The 19,610-nt window shown below is 41.1% G+C and carries 20 protein-coding genes; 19 read left to right on the plus strand and 1 reads right to left on the minus strand.

Annotation, left to right across the window (positions count from 1 at the left end; all coding sequences use genetic code 11):
• Window positions 1-3 precede the first annotated feature (3 nt).
• The 13 genes from BFI01S_RS00890 (at window position 4) to ftsZ (ending at window position 13,397) form a co-directional block, all read left to right on the plus strand.
• Window positions 4-1,464 (plus strand): UDP-N-acetylmuramoyl-L-alanyl-D-glutamate--2,6-diaminopimelate ligase, encoded by a 1,461-nt coding sequence (locus tag BFI01S_RS00890; protein ID WP_061790927.1) that lies wholly within the window; start codon window positions 4-6, stop codon window positions 1,462-1,464.
• Window position 1,465: 1 nt separating this feature from the next.
• On the plus strand, window positions 1,466-1,915 hold the full coding sequence (locus BFI01S_RS00895; protein ID WP_061790928.1) for a hypothetical protein: 450 nt from the start codon (window positions 1,466-1,468) through the stop codon (window positions 1,913-1,915).
• Window positions 1,916-1,917: 2 nt separating this feature from the next.
• Window positions 1,918-2,892: a phospho-N-acetylmuramoyl-pentapeptide-transferase gene (mraY, locus tag BFI01S_RS00900; RefSeq protein WP_061790929.1), complete on the plus strand. Its 975-nt coding sequence runs from the start codon at window positions 1,918-1,920 to the stop codon at window positions 2,890-2,892.
• Entirely contained in the window at window positions 2,893-4,245 is a 1,353-nt protein-coding gene (gene murD / locus BFI01S_RS00905) for a UDP-N-acetylmuramoyl-L-alanine--D-glutamate ligase (RefSeq protein WP_061790930.1), read from the plus strand.
• A gap of 170 nt (window positions 4,246-4,415) precedes the next feature.
• Window positions 4,416-5,516 carry a stage V sporulation protein E gene (spoVE, locus tag BFI01S_RS00910; protein ID WP_061790931.1) on the plus strand — a complete coding sequence of 367 codons (1,101 nt, stop codon included), beginning with the start codon at window positions 4,416-4,418 and terminating at the stop codon, window positions 5,514-5,516.
• A gap of 278 nt (window positions 5,517-5,794) precedes the next feature.
• Window positions 5,795-6,898, plus strand: coding sequence for an undecaprenyldiphospho-muramoylpentapeptide beta-N-acetylglucosaminyltransferase (gene murG, locus BFI01S_RS00915; RefSeq protein WP_061790932.1), 1,104 nt, complete (start codon window positions 5,795-5,797; stop codon window positions 6,896-6,898).
• A 66-nt stretch (window positions 6,899-6,964) separates the two neighbouring features.
• A complete protein-coding gene (murB, locus tag BFI01S_RS00920) occupies window positions 6,965-7,873 on the plus strand; it encodes a UDP-N-acetylmuramate dehydrogenase (RefSeq protein ID WP_061790933.1) in 909 nt (302 codons plus the stop codon).
• A 181-nt stretch (window positions 7,874-8,054) separates the two neighbouring features.
• Window positions 8,055-8,846 (plus strand): cell division protein FtsQ/DivIB, encoded by a 792-nt coding sequence (locus BFI01S_RS00925; RefSeq protein ID WP_061790934.1) that lies wholly within the window; start codon window positions 8,055-8,057, stop codon window positions 8,844-8,846.
• A complete protein-coding gene (locus tag BFI01S_RS00930; RefSeq protein WP_061790935.1) occupies window positions 8,794-9,525 on the plus strand; it encodes a DUF881 domain-containing protein in 732 nt (243 codons plus the stop codon). The genes BFI01S_RS00925 and BFI01S_RS00930 overlap by 53 nt, the downstream gene beginning before the upstream one ends.
• Window positions 9,526-9,646: 121 nt before the next feature.
• Window positions 9,647-10,324: a DUF881 domain-containing protein gene (locus BFI01S_RS00935; RefSeq protein WP_061790994.1), complete on the plus strand. Its 678-nt coding sequence runs from the start codon at window positions 9,647-9,649 to the stop codon at window positions 10,322-10,324.
• A complete protein-coding gene (locus BFI01S_RS00940; protein WP_019381715.1) occupies window positions 10,324-10,692 on the plus strand; it encodes a small basic family protein in 369 nt (122 codons plus the stop codon). Before BFI01S_RS00935 ends, BFI01S_RS00940 begins: the two co-directional genes overlap by 1 nt.
• Window positions 10,693-10,815: 123 nt before the next feature.
• Window positions 10,816-12,102: a cell division protein FtsA gene (gene ftsA, locus BFI01S_RS00945; RefSeq protein ID WP_035328805.1), complete on the plus strand. Its 1,287-nt coding sequence runs from the start codon at window positions 10,816-10,818 to the stop codon at window positions 12,100-12,102.
• Window positions 12,103-12,251: 149 nt separating this feature from the next.
• Window positions 12,252-13,397 carry a cell division protein FtsZ gene (gene ftsZ, locus BFI01S_RS00950; RefSeq protein WP_061790936.1) on the plus strand — a complete coding sequence of 382 codons (1,146 nt, stop codon included), beginning with the start codon at window positions 12,252-12,254 and terminating at the stop codon, window positions 13,395-13,397.
• 101 nt (window positions 13,398-13,498) lie between these two features.
• On the opposite strand, the gene hmpA is transcribed toward ftsZ, so the two are convergent.
• Window positions 13,499-14,728 carry an NO-inducible flavohemoprotein gene (hmpA, locus tag BFI01S_RS00955; protein ID WP_061790937.1) on the minus strand — a complete coding sequence of 410 codons (1,230 nt, stop codon included), beginning with the start codon at window positions 14,726-14,728 and terminating at the stop codon, window positions 13,499-13,501.
• 294 nt (window positions 14,729-15,022) lie between these two features.
• Between hmpA and spoIIGA the strand changes: the two genes are divergently transcribed.
• The 6 genes from spoIIGA to BFI01S_RS00985 all read left to right on the plus strand — a co-directional run bounded on the left by spoIIGA (window position 15,023) and on the right by BFI01S_RS00985 (window position 19,607).
• Entirely contained in the window at window positions 15,023-15,961 is a 939-nt protein-coding gene (gene spoIIGA, locus BFI01S_RS00960; RefSeq protein WP_061790938.1) for a sigma-E processing peptidase SpoIIGA, read from the plus strand.
• Between the two features lie 44 nt (window positions 15,962-16,005).
• Window positions 16,006-16,725, plus strand: coding sequence for an RNA polymerase sporulation sigma factor SigE (gene sigE, locus BFI01S_RS00965; protein WP_061790939.1), 720 nt, complete (start codon window positions 16,006-16,008; stop codon window positions 16,723-16,725).
• A 168-nt stretch (window positions 16,726-16,893) separates the two neighbouring features.
• Complete coding sequence (gene sigG, locus BFI01S_RS00970) at window positions 16,894-17,673, plus strand: RNA polymerase sporulation sigma factor SigG (RefSeq protein ID WP_026041699.1); 780 nt, start codon at window positions 16,894-16,896, stop codon at window positions 17,671-17,673.
• A 94-nt stretch (window positions 17,674-17,767) separates the two neighbouring features.
• On the plus strand, window positions 17,768-18,037 hold the full coding sequence (locus tag BFI01S_RS00975; protein WP_061790940.1) for a YlmC/YmxH family sporulation protein: 270 nt from the start codon (window positions 17,768-17,770) through the stop codon (window positions 18,035-18,037).
• Window positions 18,038-18,107: 70 nt separating this feature from the next.
• Entirely contained in the window at window positions 18,108-18,935 is an 828-nt protein-coding gene (gene pgeF, locus BFI01S_RS00980; RefSeq protein ID WP_061790941.1) for a peptidoglycan editing factor PgeF, read from the plus strand.
• Complete coding sequence (locus BFI01S_RS00985; RefSeq protein WP_061790942.1) at window positions 18,936-19,607, plus strand: YggS family pyridoxal phosphate-dependent enzyme; 672 nt, start codon at window positions 18,936-18,938, stop codon at window positions 19,605-19,607.
• Window positions 19,608-19,610 lie beyond the last annotated feature (3 nt).

The raw sequence follows: 19,610 nt of genomic DNA on the forward strand, positions 1-19,610 counted from the left end.
AAGATGGAATTACATAAACTGCTGCGATTTTTACAGCCTTATATGACATATAAAGGGGAAAACCCTGAAATCACAGCGATTGTTAACGATAACCGGAAAGTTACACCTGGAAGTCTGTTTGTTTGCATTGAGGGCTATACGGTGGATGGCCATGACTTTGCAGTTTCTGCTGCCGAAAAAGGTGCAGCAGCTGTAGTTGCCCAAAAAGAGCTGGACTTGAATATCCCGGTTATAGTGGTTAAAAATACAAAACGGGCGATGGCCGTGCTGGCTGATGCTTTTTATGGACAGCCGAGCAAGCAGCTCCATTTAATCGGCATAACAGGGACTAATGGCAAAACAACAACAAGCCATTTAATTGAAAAGATCCTTGCTGATGCAGGAAGGAAAACCGGCTTAATTGGCACGATGTATACGAAGATTGCCGATGAAACCTTTGAAGTGAAAAATACAACTCCTGAAAGTTTGACTTTGCAAAGCACATTTAGAAAAATGGCAGATGCTGGTGTGGATTCAGCTGTAATGGAAGTGTCTTCCCATGCACTTGTTGAAGGCCGCGTTCATGGCTGTGATTTTAATATAGCCGTATTTACAAACCTGACACAGGATCACCTGGATTATCATAAAACAATGGATGAATACAGGAGAGCAAAAGGGCTGTTGTTTGCCCAGCTTGGAAGCGCCTATAATCATGATGAACCGAAGTATGCCATTTTAAATTCAGATGACCCTGCTTCTGCAGAATATGAAAAATCGACGGCAGCTCACGTTATTTCCTATGGAATTGATCAGCAAGCTGATCTTCGGGCCATTAACATTCAGATGACTGCAGCCGGTACGGAATTTGACTTAATCTCTCCATTCGGGAAGCATAAAGTTTCTTTAAAATTGATAGGCAAGTTCAGCATCTATAATGTCCTTGCCAGTATTGGGGCAGGTATCGCTGCAGGGATATCAATCTCTCAAATCATTAAATCTGCGGAAGAAGTCAAAGGGGTAGCCGGCAGATTTGAAACCGTAGATGCTGGCCAGGATTTTTCTGTGATCGTTGATTATTCGCATACACCGGACAGCCTGAAAAATGCTCTGGAAACGGTAAAGCAATTTGCCCTGAAGCGCATTTTCGCCATCGTGGGCTGCGGCGGAGACAGAGACAAATCAAAACGTCCGCTTATGGCTGAAATTGCATGCCAGTACAGTACAGATCCAATCTTTACTTCAGACAATCCGAGAAGTGAAGACCCGATCCAAATCCTGAGGGATATGGAAGAGGGAGTAAAAGGTGAAAGTTATAAAATAATCGTCGATCGAAAAGAGGCCATTCACTATGCGGTGAAAAATGCCAGTGAAGGAGACGTTATCTTAATAGCAGGAAAGGGCCATGAGACCTATCAGATTGTAGGCAGCCATGTTTTTGACTTTGATGACCGTCTGGTGGCAAAAGAGGCTATAGAGGAGCGATAAAATGTATTTGAAGTATCAGGATTTAGCGGAATTGTTTCCGGCTGTAAAAGGGATAAAGGATCATGAGCTGGAATTTCATACCGTCGCTCCGTCCTCTTCTGACCCGCAGCCAAAAGGAATTTATATTCCTTACGGGGAGGACGGAAATCTGAAGGAAGCTATTGAAAAAGGGGCTATTGCTGCAATCTGGAATGAGAATGCCGAGACGCCGGCATACACCCCAAATCATTTCCCTATTTTTTATACAAACGACTTAACGAAAGGCTTAAAGGATATCATGGAATTATATATAAATAAATTAAGTAAAGCAGAAGTAAAGGTGAACACAACTAATTTCCTTATTTCAGATGAAGAGAGTCTTAAAGAAAACGAAACAACATATGATATTGCTGTAATGGCTGAAAGATTAGCGGAAGCTTTGGGAAATGCCAAGCTGGAAAGGAGGGGATAAGTATGATGGAGCAAGTTATTTTTTTCACAATATTGGCAGGCTTTTTAATTACGGTTCTGCTGTCTCCCATATTCATTCCCTTCCTGAGAAGATTGAAATTTGGGCAAAGCATACGTGAAGAAGGCCCAAAATCCCATCAAAAGAAGACAGGTACTCCGACAATGGGCGGGATTATGATTCTTCTTTCCGTCACGGCGGCCACTTTATTAATGACCGGTAAATTTTCAGAACCTACAGTAGAAACATATTTGCTGCTTTTGGTTACCCTGGGGTTTGGACTCCTCGGTTTCCTGGATGATTTTATTAAAGTAGTTTTGAAGCGTAACTTAGGCCTGACTTCAAAACAGAAGCTTCTGGGCCAGATTATTATTTCAGTGATTTTTTATTTTGTTTACAAGCAGAATGACTTTTCCACAGAAGTACATATTCCGCTGACAGATACTTCGATTGATTTGGGCTGGGGGTATGTTTTATTTATTATTTTCTGGCTGGTCGGATTCTCGAATGCTGTCAATCTGACAGATGGACTTGATGGACTTGTCTCCGGGACTGCTGCAATCGCTTTTGGAGCATTTGCAGTACTGGCCTGGAATCAATCCCAATTTGAAGTATCCATTTTTTCTGTAGCAGTAGTTGGAGCGGTATTGGGTTTCCTTGTCTTTAATGCCCATCCTGCAAAGGTGTTTATGGGAGACACAGGCTCACTGGCTCTTGGCGGTGCTATTGCGACCATAGCCATCCTGACAAAACTTGAAATCATCCTGATAATTATCGGCGGTGTTTTTGTTATTGAAACATTATCTGTTATTTTACAAGTGGCATCCTTTAAAACCACCGGCAGACGGATTTTTCGCATGAGCCCGCTCCACCATCATTATGAATTGGTAGGCTGGTCAGAATGGCGGGTTGTTGTTACGTTCTGGACTGTTGGGTTATTGTTTGCAATCTTAGGAATTTATATTGAGGTGTGGGTGTAAGTGAAAGAAGTCAATCGGTATCGACATAAAAAAATATTAGTACTGGGGCTGGCGAAAAGCGGAGTGAGTGCAGCATCCCTTTTACATAAGCTTGGAGCATTTGTGACTGTTAATGATTATAAGCCGCTTGCAGAAAATCCTGAAGCACAAGGACTGCTTGAGCAGGGGATTACAGTTATATGCGGTGGCCATCCCATTGAACTTCTTGAAGAGGGGTTTGGGCTGATTGTAAAAAATCCCGGTATACCTTATCATAATCCAATGATAAAAGGAGCCCTTGAAAAGGGCATACCTATTATTACAGAAGTGGAGCTTGCCTATCAGGTTTCTGAAGCTCCTTTTATTGCGATTACAGGCACAAATGGAAAAACTACAACCACTACACTTGTGTTTGAAATGCTTCAGGCAGGAAGTAAAATGCCGCTGATAGCAGGAAATATTGGTACAGTAGCTTCCGAAGTTGCCCAGAATGCCGTGGAAGAAAACAATATTGTGATTGAGCTTTCATCGTTTCAGCTGATGGGAATTCAGGATTTCAGGCCGAGAATTGCCATTTTAACAAATTTATATGATGCCCATTTGGATTACCATGGCACAAGAGAAGAATACCATGCAGCCAAAGCAAACATTACGATGAATCAGACTGAACAGGATTATTTCATTGTCAATGCCGACCAGGATAAAGTAATGGAAGCGGCCGCCCGGTCAAAGGCGCGCATAATTCCTTTTTCGACTTCCAAAGTGCTCTCTGAAGGTGCATATGTGAAAGATGGCTGGATTTATTATAATGATGAACAAGTGATGGAAAAAAAGGATGTTTCATTGCCAGGAGAGCACAACCTTGAGAATATCCTTTCATCAGTGGCTGCTGCCAAGCTAACAGGAGTGGGGAATGAGGCCATCAGGCAGGTTCTGGGATCCTTTACAGGTGTAAAGCATCGCCTGCAGTATGTTGGAGAATATCAGAACAGGAAATTTTATAATGATTCTAAAGCAACGAACATCCTTGCAACGAAGAATGCTGTCGCAGCATTTGATCAGCCTGTTCTTCTTCTTGCAGGAGGTCTTGACCGCGGAAATGGCTTTGATGAACTCATTCCATCTCTTAAAAAGGTAAAGGCTCTGGTAACCTTTGGGCAAACTGCTGAAAAGATTGAAAAAGCAGCAATGGAAGCGGGAATAAAAACAATTGAGCGTGTCGATAATGTTGAAAAAGCCGTACCTGCTGCCTTTAAGCTTTCTGAGCCAGGAGATGTAATTCTGCTTTCTCCTGCCTGTGCAAGCTGGGACCAATATAAAACTTTTGAGGTTCGGGGAGACATGTTTATAGATGCGGTGCATAAACTTAGTTAAGGGCTTGTCTGCGGGACTAAGAAACTTTCAGAAAAGGCATTCATCTTCCTCGCTTGACATTTAGAGCTTTAAAAAGGAACAAAAGACTGCCGGAAAGCGGGTAATCTTATTTTCGGCAGGGCATATTGTTCTCCTTGACAGCCCTAAAACTTGCATTCGAGGTGTTTTCGTTGCCAGCTAAAAAAACCACTCCCGATTTTATATTAATGATCGTCACTTTAATGCTGCTTGCTGTAGGATTGACTATGGTATATAGTGCCAGTGCTATATGGGCAGATTATAAATTTGACGATTCTTTCTTTTTTGCGAAAAGGCAAATGCTTTTTGCCGGAGTTGGAATTATTGCGATGTTTTTTATTATGAATGTGGATTATTGGACCTGGAGGACTTGGGCAAAAGTCGTAATCATCATTTGTTTTGTGCTTTTGCTTTTGGTGCTGGTTCCGGGCGTAGGCAATGTGCGAAACGGTTCCAGGAGCTGGATTGGCGTTGGTGCATTTTCCATACAGCCTTCGGAGTTTATGAAGCTTGCCATGATTGTGTTTATGGCAAAATTCCTCTCCGAAAAACAAAAGCTGATCACTTCTTTCCGAAAAGGTCTTATACCATCTTTAGGACTGGTGTTTTTAGCATTTGGATTAATTATGCTGCAGCCTGATTTAGGGACTGGAACTGTCATGGTGGGTACTTGTGTTGTCATGATTTTCATTGCAGGGGCCAGAATCAGCCACTTTGTCTGGTTTGCCGCTGCTGGTCTGGCCGGATTTGTGGCACTGGTTCTGTCGGCCCCATACAGGATAAAGAGGATTACATCGTTTCTTGACCCATGGGAGGATCCGCTGGGCAGCGGGTTCCAGATTATCCAGTCCTTATATGCAATAGGGCCGGGAGGGCTGTTTGGCCTTGGTCTGGGACAGAGCAGACAAAAGTTTTTCTATCTTCCAGAACCGCAGACAGATTTTATTTTTGCTATTTTAGCTGAGGAACTTGGGTTTATTGGCGGATCTTTTGTCATATTATTATTTGCGCTTCTCTTATGGCGCGGGATCCGCATAGCTCTTGGAGCCCCTGATTTATATGGGAGTTTTTTGGCTGTTGGGATTATAGCAATGGTCGCTATCCAGGTAATGATCAACATCGGTGTTGTAACTGGTCTAATGCCTGTTACGGGCATCACACTTCCGTTTCTGAGCTACGGGGGATCTTCCTTGACATTGATGCTAATGGCTATAGGGGTTTTGCTTAATATTAGCAGATATGCAAGGTACTAGCGCATTTATAACATGCATTTTAGGAAACCCTGTGAAGCAGGGTTTCTTTTTTGGAAGCAATAGTAGATCCGGCACGCAGAATTATCAAACTTCTTTGCAATTTTGCACATTATTACATTTCTTTAACATTATGATGTTCGTTCCTATCTATTTGTTTTGAATATAGTAGAATAGGGAAATGAGAGGAGTGTTTTCACTCCAACGCGCTGGTGGCCATTATAAATAATTATTGATGGCATAAAACTTTAAAGATTATTACTCTTTTATGAGGTGAAAGAATGAAAATTGCTGTTAGCGGCGGAGGAACTGGCGGTCATATTTATCCGGCACTTGCGCTTATAAGACAAATTCAAAAAGAACATAAGGATGCTGAATTTTTATATATTGGAACTGAAAAGGGACTTGAAAACACAATTGTGAATCGTGAAAATATCCCTTTTAAGTCAATACATATAACCGGTTTTAAAAGAAAAATCTCTTTGGATAATGTAAAAACTGTTTTAAGGTTCCTGAAAGGCGTTCGTGACAGTAAAAAGATGCTTAAGGAATTTAAGGCGGATGTTGTCATCGGTACGGGCGGATATGTTTGCGGTCCTGTTGTATATGCTGCTTCAAAGCTTGGCATCCCGACCATAATCCATGAGCAAAACAGCGTCCCTGGATTAACCAATAAGTTTTTAAGCAGATATGTAGATAAAATCGCAGTTTGTTTTGAAGAAGCAAAGGCTTTTTTTCCGGAAACTAAAACCGTCATGACAGGGAATCCACGCGCATCGGAGGTATTGGGACAGGATGGAATCAGGGGAAGGCTGTCTGCGGGATTAAAGACAGGTGTTCCTGCTGTATTAATATTTGGAGGCAGCAGAGGAGCAAGGCCAATAAATGATGCAGTATTAAGAACACTGGCTGAGCTTGGTGAAAAGCCATATCAGGTTCTTTATATTACAGGGGATGTCCATTATGATGATGTACAAAAAGAAGTAGAACTTGTGGGAAGTCCTGAAAACGTTATAATCAAACCATTTATTCACAATATGCCAGAAGTGCTGGCCGGAGCCAGCCTTGTCGTATCACGTGCAGGAGCCACCACTTTGGCAGAGATAACTTCTTTAGGAATACCAAGCATTTTAATCCCGAGCCCATATGTAACAAATAACCACCAGGAGAAAAATGCAAGGGCGCTTAGTGACCATGGTGCTGCAGAGCTATTGCTTGAAAAAGAATTAACAGGCAAAAAACTTATTGATAGCATTGACCGAATTATTCTCGATAAAGATAAAATGGATAGCATGAAGGAAGCTTCGAGAAAGCTTGGAATCCGGGATGCATCAAGCAGACTTTACAACTTAATGGCAGAATTGGTTTCAAATAATGGGAAGTAGCCCTGAATAGAAAATTTGCATAGAATAAATAAATTTAGACATAGATCAATAGAAAGGGAGGTAAATATGGACGAATTTATCAGCAAGCTTAGAGAATTAAACATCGGTACAGTTAAAGAAAATGAGCCGATGGCTAATCATACAACAATGAAAATTGGCGGACCCGCCGATTTGTTTATTGAGCCTTCTTCCATAGATAGCCTGGCAAAAGCGATGGATTTGATCCGTCAATATAAAGTGAACTGGAGAGCGATTGGAAGAGGATCGAATCTGCTCGTATCTGATGGCGGCATAGAAGGCGTGGTCATTAAATTGGGCCGCGGCATGGACCAATTGGATCTTAATGGAACGGAGCTGAGAGCTGGCGGCGGTTATTCATTGGTTGCCCTCTCCACGATAATCAGTAAAAAAGGCTTGTCAGGACTTGAGTTTGCCAGCGGGATTCCCGGGTCTGTAGGCGGAGCAGTTTATATGAACGCTGGTGCTCACGGTTCAGATATTTCGCAAATCCTGACCAAGGCACATGTTCTTTTTGAGGATGGGAAGATGGACTGGCTCACGAAGGATGAAATGGAATTTTCTTATAGAACCTCCGTTCTCCAAAAGAAGCGTCCAGGAATTGTTCTTGAGGCCGTTTTTCAGCTTACAGAGGGAGACCGGGAAAAAATATCCTCCGCAATGCAAAAGAATAAGGATTACAGGAAGGAAACACAGCCTTGGAACTTCCCATGTGCAGGCAGTATTTTCCGTAACCCGCTGCCTGAATACGCCGGCCAGCTCATTGAAAAAGCCGGCTTGAAAGGCCACTCCATCGGAGGTGCTCAAATTTCCAATATGCATGGGAATTTCATCGTGAATGCGGGAGATGCAAAAGCGGAAGATGTCCTAGCGCTTATTCAGCACATTAAGGATACAATCTTTGATATGTACGGAGTAAAAATGGAGACAGAAGTGGAAATAATCGGTCGAAAGTAACGGGAAATAATACCTCGCAGATACCATTTATTGTGATATAATGATTAATTAGATAACAGTAAACGGCATGTTTCACATGCCGTTCTCTTCCCTAATTTTTTAATTGCATAAATTGTGCTGGACAAGCCACTTGATTGTTTTAATTTATTGTCCTTGCGCTTTTCCTGATGGGGTGATAAATGTGGATAAAAGTAAGGTTGTCTCGCTTGAGGATCGAATCCCGAAGCTTAAACAGCAAAGAAAAAAGAAAGCGAACAGAAGGCTGATCTTTTTGCTGCTGCTTTTTTTCTCGCTGATTGTTTTAGTTATCTACTTTCAATCGCCCTTAAGCCATATTAAACAAATTAAAGTATCCGGCAATTCAATTTATGATAAAGAAGAAATTATTCAAATCAGCGGTGTTACTGAAAAAACAAATATTTGGAAGGTTGACGAAGAGGGCATGGAGGGTAAGCTTAAAGAGCTGCCTGAAATAAAATCTTCAACTGTTAAGGTTCAGCTGCCAGGCACAATCATTATACAGGTAGATGAATTAAAGCGCATTGCCTACATAGCGAAAGAGAAGCACTATCTTCCTGTCATGGAGAATGGGAACATATTAAAGGATGAAAAAGCTGCAGAGATCCCTGTTAACGCACCAATCCTGCATGGCTTTTCTGAGGGTGACATCCTCGATATGATGATCGGAGAACTTGAAACACTGCCCGAAGAAGTATTAAATTCAATTTCCGAAATTCATCACTCTCCAAAAAAGACAGATTCCAATCACATTACTTTGTATATGAATGATGGTTTTGAAGTCAGTGCTACACTAAGAAGTTTTTCAGAAAAAATGGCACACTACCCTTCTATCATAAGCCAGCTGGATCCCGAGAAAAAGGGAATCATTGACTTGGAAGTAGGATCTTATTTTAAAGCTTATGAAAAAGAGGGAGCTGAAGAGAGTGAAGAAGAAAATGAAGGTGAAGGGTAATCATGTAATATTCTCCCTGGTCTTTCTCGTGCTGGGTTACATGATGGCTTTTTCCTATCACCTTACACAGGGAGAAGAAGAAAAGCCGGCATTAAGCGGGAAACAGTGGGAAAGAGACCTGGAGCTCCGTAATCAGCTTGTTGAACTGGAGGAAAAAAACAGAGCTCTTCAAAAAGAATTAAATCAAAAGCAGGGAAACGTTCTTGATATTGAAAAAGAGCTTTCGCAGGAAGCTCAGGTTTATTTTAATCTTGCCGAGGATGCTGAGAAGTACAGGATGCATCTTGGAAAAGTGAAAGTAAAGGGTCCAGGTGTGGAAGTTACTCTTGCAGATGGCGATTACAATCCGGATGAAGATAACATTAATAATTATATTGTACATGAACACCATGTCTTTAAAGTGATTAATGAGCTCTATATTTCCGGTGCTTCGGCAGTTGCCATAAACGGGCAGAGGCTGTCGCACAGTTCATATATTGTATGCAACGGACCTGTGATAGAAGTAGATGGCTATCAGCATCCGGCACCTTTTGTCATCACTGCCATTGGTGATGCCGAAGTGCTTTCGTCAGCTCTGAATCTGACGGGCGGAGTGAAAGATACATTGGTAGATGAAAACATCCAATTCACTTTAGAGGAAAAGGGCGAAATTATCATTGAACCCTTACTGGGCTCGTAAAGCCAAACCAGCATTCGTATAAAAATTTGTCCACAGAATAATTTATTCGGGAAAGCAAGGTGGAATTAAAGTGGGCAATAAGAAGTTCAGCTTTACCTTTATAACAGTTGTAATTGGATTTATGATTGCCATACAGTTTCAAACAGTTAAGGAACCGGCTGTCCGGGATACGAGAGATACCTGGGAGCTTAGAGCTGACATCCTTAAAGAAAAGGAACTGCAATTAAAACTATTGCGTGAAATCAGTTCAAATGAAGAAAAAATTGCCCAATATGAAACAAAGCGCAAACAAAGTAAAGAACAAGTGCTTCGTGAGACGCTGGAGGAATTAAAAATGGAAGCCGGATTAAGTGAAGTGACGGGACCAGGCATAATCTTAACCATAGAACCGGTACATGAGGAGCTCCTCCTGGGCAAGCAGCCTGATTCTGTTTCCCCAGATTTGCTCAAGCGGCTGGTCAACGAGTTAAATATGTATGATGCCATGCACATTTCCATTGGCGGGAGAAGGATCATCAACACTACTGTCATAAGGGACATTAACAGGGAGACCATGATAGACGGCTATGCCTTAAAATCCCTGCCTATTGAAGTGAAAGTAATCACTGAGAATGTTCAATCTGCCGAGAAGCTTTTTAACCGCATGCAGGTGTCAAAATCTGCAGAAGAATTCTTCATTGACAATCTTAGGGTTAAGGTGGAAAAGTCTGCAGAGCCAATTACGGTTCCTGCATATGACGAGGCATTGAGAATCAGATATATGGAGCCTGTGAAACCTGATGAAGGAGGCAAATCTTAATGTGGCTTCCTGTTTTAGGATTGATCATAGGTGTGATACTTGGACTTATGACAGATATAAAAGTGCCGGATGAATACTCGAATTATCTGTCCATTGCTGTTCTTGCTGCATTGGATACTCTATTCGGCGGGATTCGGGCACAGCTTCAAAACATTTATGATGAAAAAGTTTTCGTTTCCGGTTTCTTTTTTAACATCCTGCTGGCAGCAAGTTTAGCTTTTCTGGGTGTACATCTTGGTGTAGACTTGTATTTAGCAGCAGTATTTGCTTTTGGGGTCAGGCTATTCCAGAATATTGCGGTCATCAGAAGAATATTAATTGCAAAATGGTCTCAAAACAGAGAAAAAACAGAAAAAAATGATATTTAAAAAAGGGAAAATATTAGTTTTGACGAATAATTTTATAGATAAACTAACTTATTAAAACAAACAACAGCAAAAAATGATTGTTGTTCAATATTCGGAATAGCAAAAAAAAGGAGGTGCCAGAGAATGAACAGCAATGAAATATATGTTAGTCTTGACATCGGTACATCCAGTGTAAAAGTAATCATTGGGGAAATGGTCAATGACTCTTTAAATATTATTGGTGTTGGCAATGTACATTCAGAGGGGCTGCGCAAGGGCTCTATTGTTGATATAGACGAAACAGTTCATTCTATTAAAAAGGCAATCGAACAGGCTGAGAGAATGATAGGAATGGAAATAAAAAATGTGATTGTGGGAATAACCGGCAATCATGTTATGCTTCAGCCATCTCATGGCGTTGTCGCGGTCTCGAGTGAAAATAGGGAAATAACAGACGAAGATGTTGCTAGAGTTATAGATGCGGCACAAGTTGTATCGATCCCGCCGGAAAGGGATATCATTGATGTCATTCCAAAACAGTTTATCGTCGACGGATTGGACGAGATCAGCGATCCCCGGGGAATGATTGGTGTGCGTCTGGAAATGGAAGGCACAATTATTACTGGATCAAAAACGATTTTACATAATACACTGCGCTGTGTGGAACGCGCCGGCCTTGAAATCATGGATATTACACTTCAGCCTCTGGCGGCAGGTGCATTCGCATTGTCCAAGGATGAAAAAAACCTTGGAGTTGCACTTGTTGATATTGGCGGCGGCTCCACAACCATTGCCATATTTGAAAATGGTTATTTAAAAGCAACCAGTGTCCTTCCTGTAGGTGGAGACCATATTACAAAAGATTTGTCAATCGGACTTCGCACTTCTACAGAAGATGCAGAAAAAATTAAAACAAAGTATGGCTATGCGTTTTATGACCATGCATCTGAAGACGAGGTATTCAGTGTGCCTATAATCGGAAGTGATCAGCATCAGCAATTTAATCAGCTGGAAATTTCAGATATTATAGAAGCGCGAATGGAAGAAATCTTTGATCTTATCCAGCACGAAGTGAAACGTCTGGGTGCAAAAGACCTTCCTGGCGGCTATGTACTATCTGGGGGCGTAGCGAACACTCAGGGGATCCTTGAACTGGCACAGGATGTTTTCCAAAATAGAGTCCGCATTGCAATTCCAGATTATATTGGAGTGAGGGAACCGCAGTACACAACTGCTGTTGGATTGATTAAGTTCGCATATAAGAATGCTAAAATACAGGGCAGAAAAATGGAGCAGCCAGTGACTGTCCCTGAAGCAAAAGAAAACCGAGTGCAAAAACCGCAACCGCAACCGAAAACAAAGCCGGAAAAACAGCCGGAAGAAAAGATCACATCAAGAGTTAAAAAGTTCCTCGGATACTTTTTCGAATAACTTGATTTGATTCGCAAGGGTTAGGGAAACGGAATCGAAAGCCATACGGCGGATAGTAAAAGCACTGGAACCCCAGTTTGGGAGTGCGTTAAAAAGCGAATCAAAAAAGGTGTTCTTATGGAATGTCGACGAATTTAGGAGGATAAGTCATGTTGGAATTTGATACAAATTTGGATTCATTAGCAACTATAAAAGTCATCGGCGTTGGAGGCGGCGGTAACAATGCAGTAAACAGAATGATTGAGCATGGTGTTCAAGGTGTCGAGTTTATTGCAGTTAATACGGATGCACAGGCGCTGAATTTATCAAAAGCAGAAGTGAAAATGCAAATCGGAGGCAAGCTTACAAGGGGGCTCGGGGCTGGTGCCAATCCTGAGGTAGGCAAAAAAGCGGCAGAAGAAAGTAAAGAGCAAGTAGAAGAAGCACTTAAAGGTGCGGATATGGTATTCGTTACTGCTGGTATGGGAGGAGGAACTGGAACGGGAGCGGCTCCAGTCATTGCCCAGATTGCGCGCGATTTAGGTGCTCTTACTGTCGGTGTTGTTACGCGCCCATTCACCTTTGAAGGCCGCAAGCGTTCCACTCAGGCAGCCGGCGGAATTGCGGCTATGAAGGAAGCGGTTGATACACTGATCGTCATTCCAAATGACAGGCTTTTAGAAATCGTTGATAAAAGCACTCCAATGCTTGAGGCATTCCGCGAAGCGGATAATGTCCTTCGCCAGGGTGTTCAGGGTATTTCCGATTTAATTGCTGTCCCGGGATTAATTAACCTTGACTTTGCAGATGTGAAGACAATCATGTCCAATAAAGGTTCAGCACTAATGGGAATTGGTGTGGCTGCAGGAGAAAACCGTGCAGCAGAAGCCGCGAAAAAGGCGATTTCATCTCCTTTACTTGAGACATCCATTGATGGCGCACAAGGCGTCTTAATGAATATCACCGGCGGGTCGAATCTAAGCCTGTATGAAGTACAGGAAGCTGCTGACATTGTTGCTTCGGCATCAGATCAGGATGTAAATATGATCTTCGGTTCCGTTATTAATGAAAATCTTAAAGATGAGATCGTTGTGACGGTCATTGCAACGGGATTTAATGAAGAAGTGATCCAGCCAAAGCCTATGAGGCCATCATTTGGACAGCCAAAAGCTGCTCCAAACATGGGAACGGCTATCAAGCGTGAGCCAAAGAGAGAGGAAGCTCCACAGGAAAATGTAAGAAGCAGCCAATCTCATCAGCCAGATGAAACACTGGATATTCCGACGTTCCTGCGCAATCGTAACCGCAGAAGATAATATATGAAGGCAAAAGCACCTGGAATCAGCTGGACTCCAGGTGCTTTTTATAATTGAAAAAAAACTAAAGCATGGCCAAAAAATGGCCATGCTTTATCTGCTTATACTGATTGAGTTTCCTTTAATTGCATCGAAGGCCCGAAAAATTCATATCGGATGTTTTCCTTTTTAAAGCCTGCATCAAGCAATGCTTCATACATAGCCTGCATGAAAGGAACTGGACCACACATATAAACCATACTTTCTTTATTTGGCACGATTGTTTTTAACCATTCAGAAGTAATATAGCCTTCTTTGCTGTAGACTTTTTCCGTTTTATCTTTATCTGTTGGATTTTCATAGCAGAAATATGATTTAACTAATGGATTATTCTTTGCAATCTCATGAACTTCGTCGGTAAATGCCTGTACATTTCCATTGAGTGCAGCATGAACAAAAATAGTTTCATGATTTACTCCTGTTGCATCAAGATGACGCAGCATGCTGTGCATTGGTGTAATGCCTACCCCGCCGCTAAGCAGAACCACGGGCTTATCCACGTTCTCCAGAACAAATTCTCCTGCAGGGGCACTAATCTCTATACAATCGCCTTCGTTAAGTTCATTGTGAAGATAGCTGGAAACTTTGCCGTCCGGCTTTTCAGAGTTGCCTTCTTCTTTCTTTACAGAAATTCGGTAATATGATTTTTCCGGGGAATCAGACAGGCTGTATTGACGAATATGTGTGTATTCTTCCCCTGGAATCGTTAATTTCAAACTAATATATTGACCCGGAAAGTAGCCGGAAATATTTCCTCCATCAGCCGGTGTAAAGTAGAAGGATGTAATCACATCACTTTCTTTCACCTTTTTTGCCACAGTGAAAGTTCTGAAGTCATCCCAGCCTCCTGGCTTATGTGCTGCATCCTCATAAAGACTCTTTTCTAATCCGATGAATGCATCAGCTATTACACCATATGCTTTAACCCATGCATCAATTATTTCTTCAGTTGCGGCCTCTTTCAGTACTTCCTTGATTGCAAGGATTAAATGCTCTCCCACAATTGGATAATGTTCAGGTTTAATTCCTAATGATCTGTGTTTATGTGCGATTTGTGTGACAACCGGAATAATAGCTTCGAGATTATCGATATATTTAGCCGCAGCATATACTGAGTTTGCAAGTGCTTTTTGCTGACGGCCCTGCTTTTGATTAGCATGATTGAAAATGTTCAGCAGTTCAGGGTGATTTGTAAACATCAGTTTATAAAAGGTTTTCGTAATATCTTCACCGTGTTTTTCAAGTACAGGTACAGTGCTTTTAATAATTTCAATTGTTTTTGTGTCTAGCATATCAGCAAAACTCCTTTTTATTATTTTCACTGTCATTATAGTTGATAATAAAAACAAAAAATGTGATATAAATCACACCAGTGAAAATAGGAAGGGCAATGAATAGAAAAATAATGACAAAATCCGTTGGGAATAGGGAAAATTTCTATCTTTTTGCATACAGAAAGCGACACACTTTCTTTACTGAAATGCGCTATACTTTTTTCTAACAGAATCATCGCGCTTTAACTATATGAGAGAATAGTTGCCTCACGTCAATCTATCAGATTCTGATTTAATAAAGGAGGAAGATAATTGACGGTCTATTTGGATGTTATCTGGGCATTGAATTTTATGTTTGACAGCCTTCTCCTTTATTTAACAGCCATAATTCTAAAAAGAGAAATCAGACTTTGGAGAATACTTGCGGGCGGCTTCATGGGATCGATCATCATTTTATTAGTATTTACACCATTTAATGAATATTCAGGTCACCCGTTCACTAAGCTATTATTCTCCATTGCAATGGTACTGACTGTTTTCGGCTTTAAGCGTTTGCGTTATTTTGTAAAAGGTCTCATGACTTTTTATTTTGCTACTTTTTTAGTTGGAGGCTCCTTAATAGGCATTCATTATTTTATCAATTTTGATTTTAAGCTTTCTTCATCTGTCATGATGGCCAGTGTAAATGGCTTCGGTGATCCAATCAGCTGGCTGTTCGTGCTTCTTGGGTTTCCTCTAGCCTGGCACTTTTCAAAGAGAAATGTTGAAGGAATTGAGATGACAAAAATTCATTATGATTCTTTAATTTTGGTGCGTATTGTGATCAATAAAACAGAATATTGTTTCAAAGGCCTGATTGACAGCGGCAACCAGTTATACGACCCCATTTCGAAAATGCCTGTGATGTTCATATCCATAAAAGACAGGCTGGATGAGTTTCCGCCTGAAATTAGTAAAATGGCAGGGAACCCGGAGGATATCATCATGGGAAGCGAGTCAATTGGAGGGGATTGGGAGCATAAAATGAGGGTCATTCCATGTAAGGTTGTTGGACAAGAACACCAATTAATCATAGGGTTCAAGCCTGACCGGATTCTCCTTGAAAAAGAGAGTGAAATAATCGAAGTGGAACGTGGATTAATATCATTTTCCATGCAGCAGCTTTCAGCAGACGATGCGTTTCAGTGCATCGTACACCCCAAGATGCTTACAGGTAAAAGTACAATGAAGCCGGATGCAAAAGTAAGTTAATATACTATACTCTGCACGAACTTAATTTAGAAGGAGGACAATTCATGAAAAAGTTAAAACTTCGCTTATCCTACTATTGGTATAAATTGTTGATTAAGCTGGGGATCAAAACAGATGAAGTATATTATATAGGCGGCAGCGAAGCACTACCTCCTCCACTCAGTAAGGAAGAAGAAGAAATGCTCCTGATCAAGCTTCCAAAAGGAGATAAAGCGGCAAGATCCATTTTAATTGAAAGAAATCTCCGTCTTGTTGTGTATATTGCCAGGAAGTTTGAAAATACAGGCATAAATATAGAGGACTTAATCAGTATTGGAACGATTGGCCTTATTAAAGCAGTGAATACATTTAACCCGGAGAAAAAAATCAAACTGGCTACATATGCATCCCGCTGTATTGAGAATGAAATTCTAATGTATTTAAGAAGGAACAATAAAATCCGTTCTGAGGTTTCCTTTGATGAACCCCTAAATATTGATTGGGATGGCAATGAACTTCTTCTATCCGATGTTCTGGGTACTGAGGATGACATCATTACCAAAGACCTCGAAGCCAATGTTGATAAAAAGCTGCTGTTAAAAGCATTGCATCAGCTAACAGATCGTGAAAAACAGATAATGGAACTTAGATTCGGCCTCGGATCAGGTGAAGAAAAAACTCAAAAGGATGTGGCAGATATGCTGGGCATTTCCCAGTCCTATATTTCACGTCTGGAAAAAAGAATAATAAAAAGACTTAAAAAAGAATTTAACAAGATGGTTTAGAAGTTTAAAGCCAGCAATATTTTTTACAAAATTTTGCAAGGTGAAAACCTAGTGTTAATGAAGCTTTGACCATTTCCTCTTCCGGCAGACAGATTAGCCGGTGCATATTTTTCCTTTCCAAGGAGATACTGTTTTTTGTACAGCAGCTCCTGTGAGGAGGGAAATGGATTGACTCGAAATAAAGTAGAAATTTGCGGTGTTGATACTTCAAAGCTTCCAGTTTTAAAAAACGAAGAAATGAGAGAGCTCTTCAAGCAAATGCATAAGGGGGATATAACCGCACGGGAAAAACTCGTCAACGGCAATTTGCGCCTCGTATTGAGTGTTATTCAGCGTTTTAATAACAGAGGCGAATTTGTTGATGACCTTTTCCAGGTCGGCTGTATCGGTCTGATGAAATCTATTGATAATTTTGATCTAAGTCAAAACGTTAAGTTTTCCACCTATGCCGTTCCAATGATTATTGGGGAAATACGCAGGTATCTGCGTGATAATAATCCGATCCGTGTTTCCCGTTCTTTAAGGGACATTGCTTATAAAGCTCTGCAAGTAAGAGAACGCCTCATGAGTAAAACATCCAGAGAGCCAACAGCAGAAGAAATAGCTAAAGAGCTGGATGTGCCTCATGAAGAAATCGTTTTTGCATTGGATGCCATCCAGGATCCTGTTTCCTTATTTGAGCCGATTTATAATGATGGCGGGGATCCGATTTATGTGATGGACCAGCTTAGCGATGAACGGAACAAAGATATTCAATGGATTGAAGAAATAGCGCTCAAAGAGGGTATGAGGAGATTGAATGAACGGGAAAAACTGATTCTCAGAAAACGCTTCTTCCAGGGCAAAACTCAAATGGAAGTGGCTGAGGAAATCGGCATATCCCAGGCACAAGTTTCAAGGCTTGAAAAAGCGGCCATCAAACAAATGAATAAAAATATTCAAAGCTAGCAGCCAAATTGGCTGCTTTTTATATTTACCAAACATTTTTCTTATAGAAGCAAACATATATTGAATAAGAACATAAATTGGGAGTGAAGTGTCGATGGTGAAAATATCTGAATTTCAAATGAAGGATGTTGTGAATGTTGCTGACGGCAAAAAGCTTGGAAATATTGGGGATATAGATATTAATATAAATACAGGGAAAATTGAAGCGGTAATTATCGGAGGAGCGGGGAAAGTGTTAGGATTCTTTGGCAGAGACGCAGATATTGTCATTCCATGGAAAAATATTATAAAAATTGGTGAAGATGTCATACTTGTCCGCTATCAGGATGCAGTTGAACCGAAATATATGGAGGATGAAGCATAAGAGTTGTTAATGGTGTCATCACTGCCTTCCTTGTGGTAAACTATAGAAAAATAAAATGGGGTTAATTGACATGGAACCATTTTCTTTAAAAACGGAAGAGTATTTTGTCATAAAAGAGTGGGCCGATCGTTTTCCTAATATAATGGCTGGTTTTACCACTAAAAATGGCGGCTTCAGCCGTAATGAATATGAAACGCTTAATGCAGGATTGCATGTAAATGACAGCTATGAAGCAGTCAGTCAAAATCGGCAGCATGTGGCTGGCTTGCTTGGATTTCCTCTTGAAAATTGGGTTTGCGCTGAACAAACTCACGAAGTGAACATAAAAAAAGTTACCGGAAATGATAGAGGGAAAGGTGCTCTTGTTTACGAGGATTCCTTTTCGGATACTGACGGCTTTTTCACTTATTCTAAAGGTGTCATGATGACCCTGTGTTACGCTGATTGTGTCCCCCTTTATTTCCTGCATGAAAAGTCAGGAGCCATAGGCATTGCCCATGCAGGCTGGAAAGGTACTGTAGGGGGGATTGGCAGGAATATGGCTGAACTATTTGCAGGTGAAGGCATAGACTTAAGTGAGATCCAAGCCGTGATTGGGCCTTCCATTTGTGCAAACTGTTATATTGTTGATGATCGTGTTATTTCAAAAGTGCAAAAAATACTAGAAGATGTCGATATAAAGCCATATAATCAAATTAGTGACAATCAATTCCAGCTTGACCTGAAAGAACTAAATAGGAAAATCCTTGTAAACGCAGGGATTCCACATGAAAATATCATGATTACTGATTTTTGCACAAGCTGTCATACAGACTATTTTTTCTCCCACCGAAGAGACAGGGGAAATACCGGCAGGATGATGAGCTTTATTGGCTGGAAGGAGGAAGCAGGAAGCTAAATGAGAGTAGAGAAAAATTTAAAGCAAATAGAGACAGCCATTCAGGAAGCGTGCACAAAGGCTAACCGTAAGCCGGAAGAGATTACCCTAATTGCTGTTACTAAATACGTTTCAGCTGAAAGGGCACAAGAAGCTCTTGAAGCAGGTATTCATCATTTAGGCGAAAACCGGGATGATGGACTTCTTGCAAAATGGGAAGTGTTAAAAGACCGGCCAACCTGGCATTTTATCGGAACACTGCAAACCCGCAAGGTGAAAAACATTATTGATAAAGTTGACTATATACATTCACTGGACAGGCTATCCCTTGCCAAAGAAATCGACAAGCGGGCGAATCGAAAGATAAATTGCTTTGTTCAGGTTAATGTATCAGGGGAAGCATCCAAGCAGGGGATAAACCCTGAAGAGACAGCTGACTTTATTACCAGCCTGGCTGATTATAAAAATCTTAATATCATTGGCCTTATGACAATGGCGCCACTAACAGATGACAAGGATTTTCTCCGTGCCTGTTTCCGCAGGCTTAAGGACCTTCAAAAAAAGGTAAAAGAGCTGGGATTTGATTTTGCTCCATGTACTGAGCTTTCAATGGGCATGTCCAATGATTTTACACTGGCAATTGAAGAAGGAGCCACAATGGTTAGGATTGGGACAGCTTTAGTAGGCCAATAGGGT

The sequence above is a fragment of the Cytobacillus firmus NBRC 15306 genome (assembly GCF_001591465.1).
GTDB lineage: Bacteria > Bacillota > Bacilli > Bacillales > Cytobacillaceae > Cytobacillus > Cytobacillus firmus.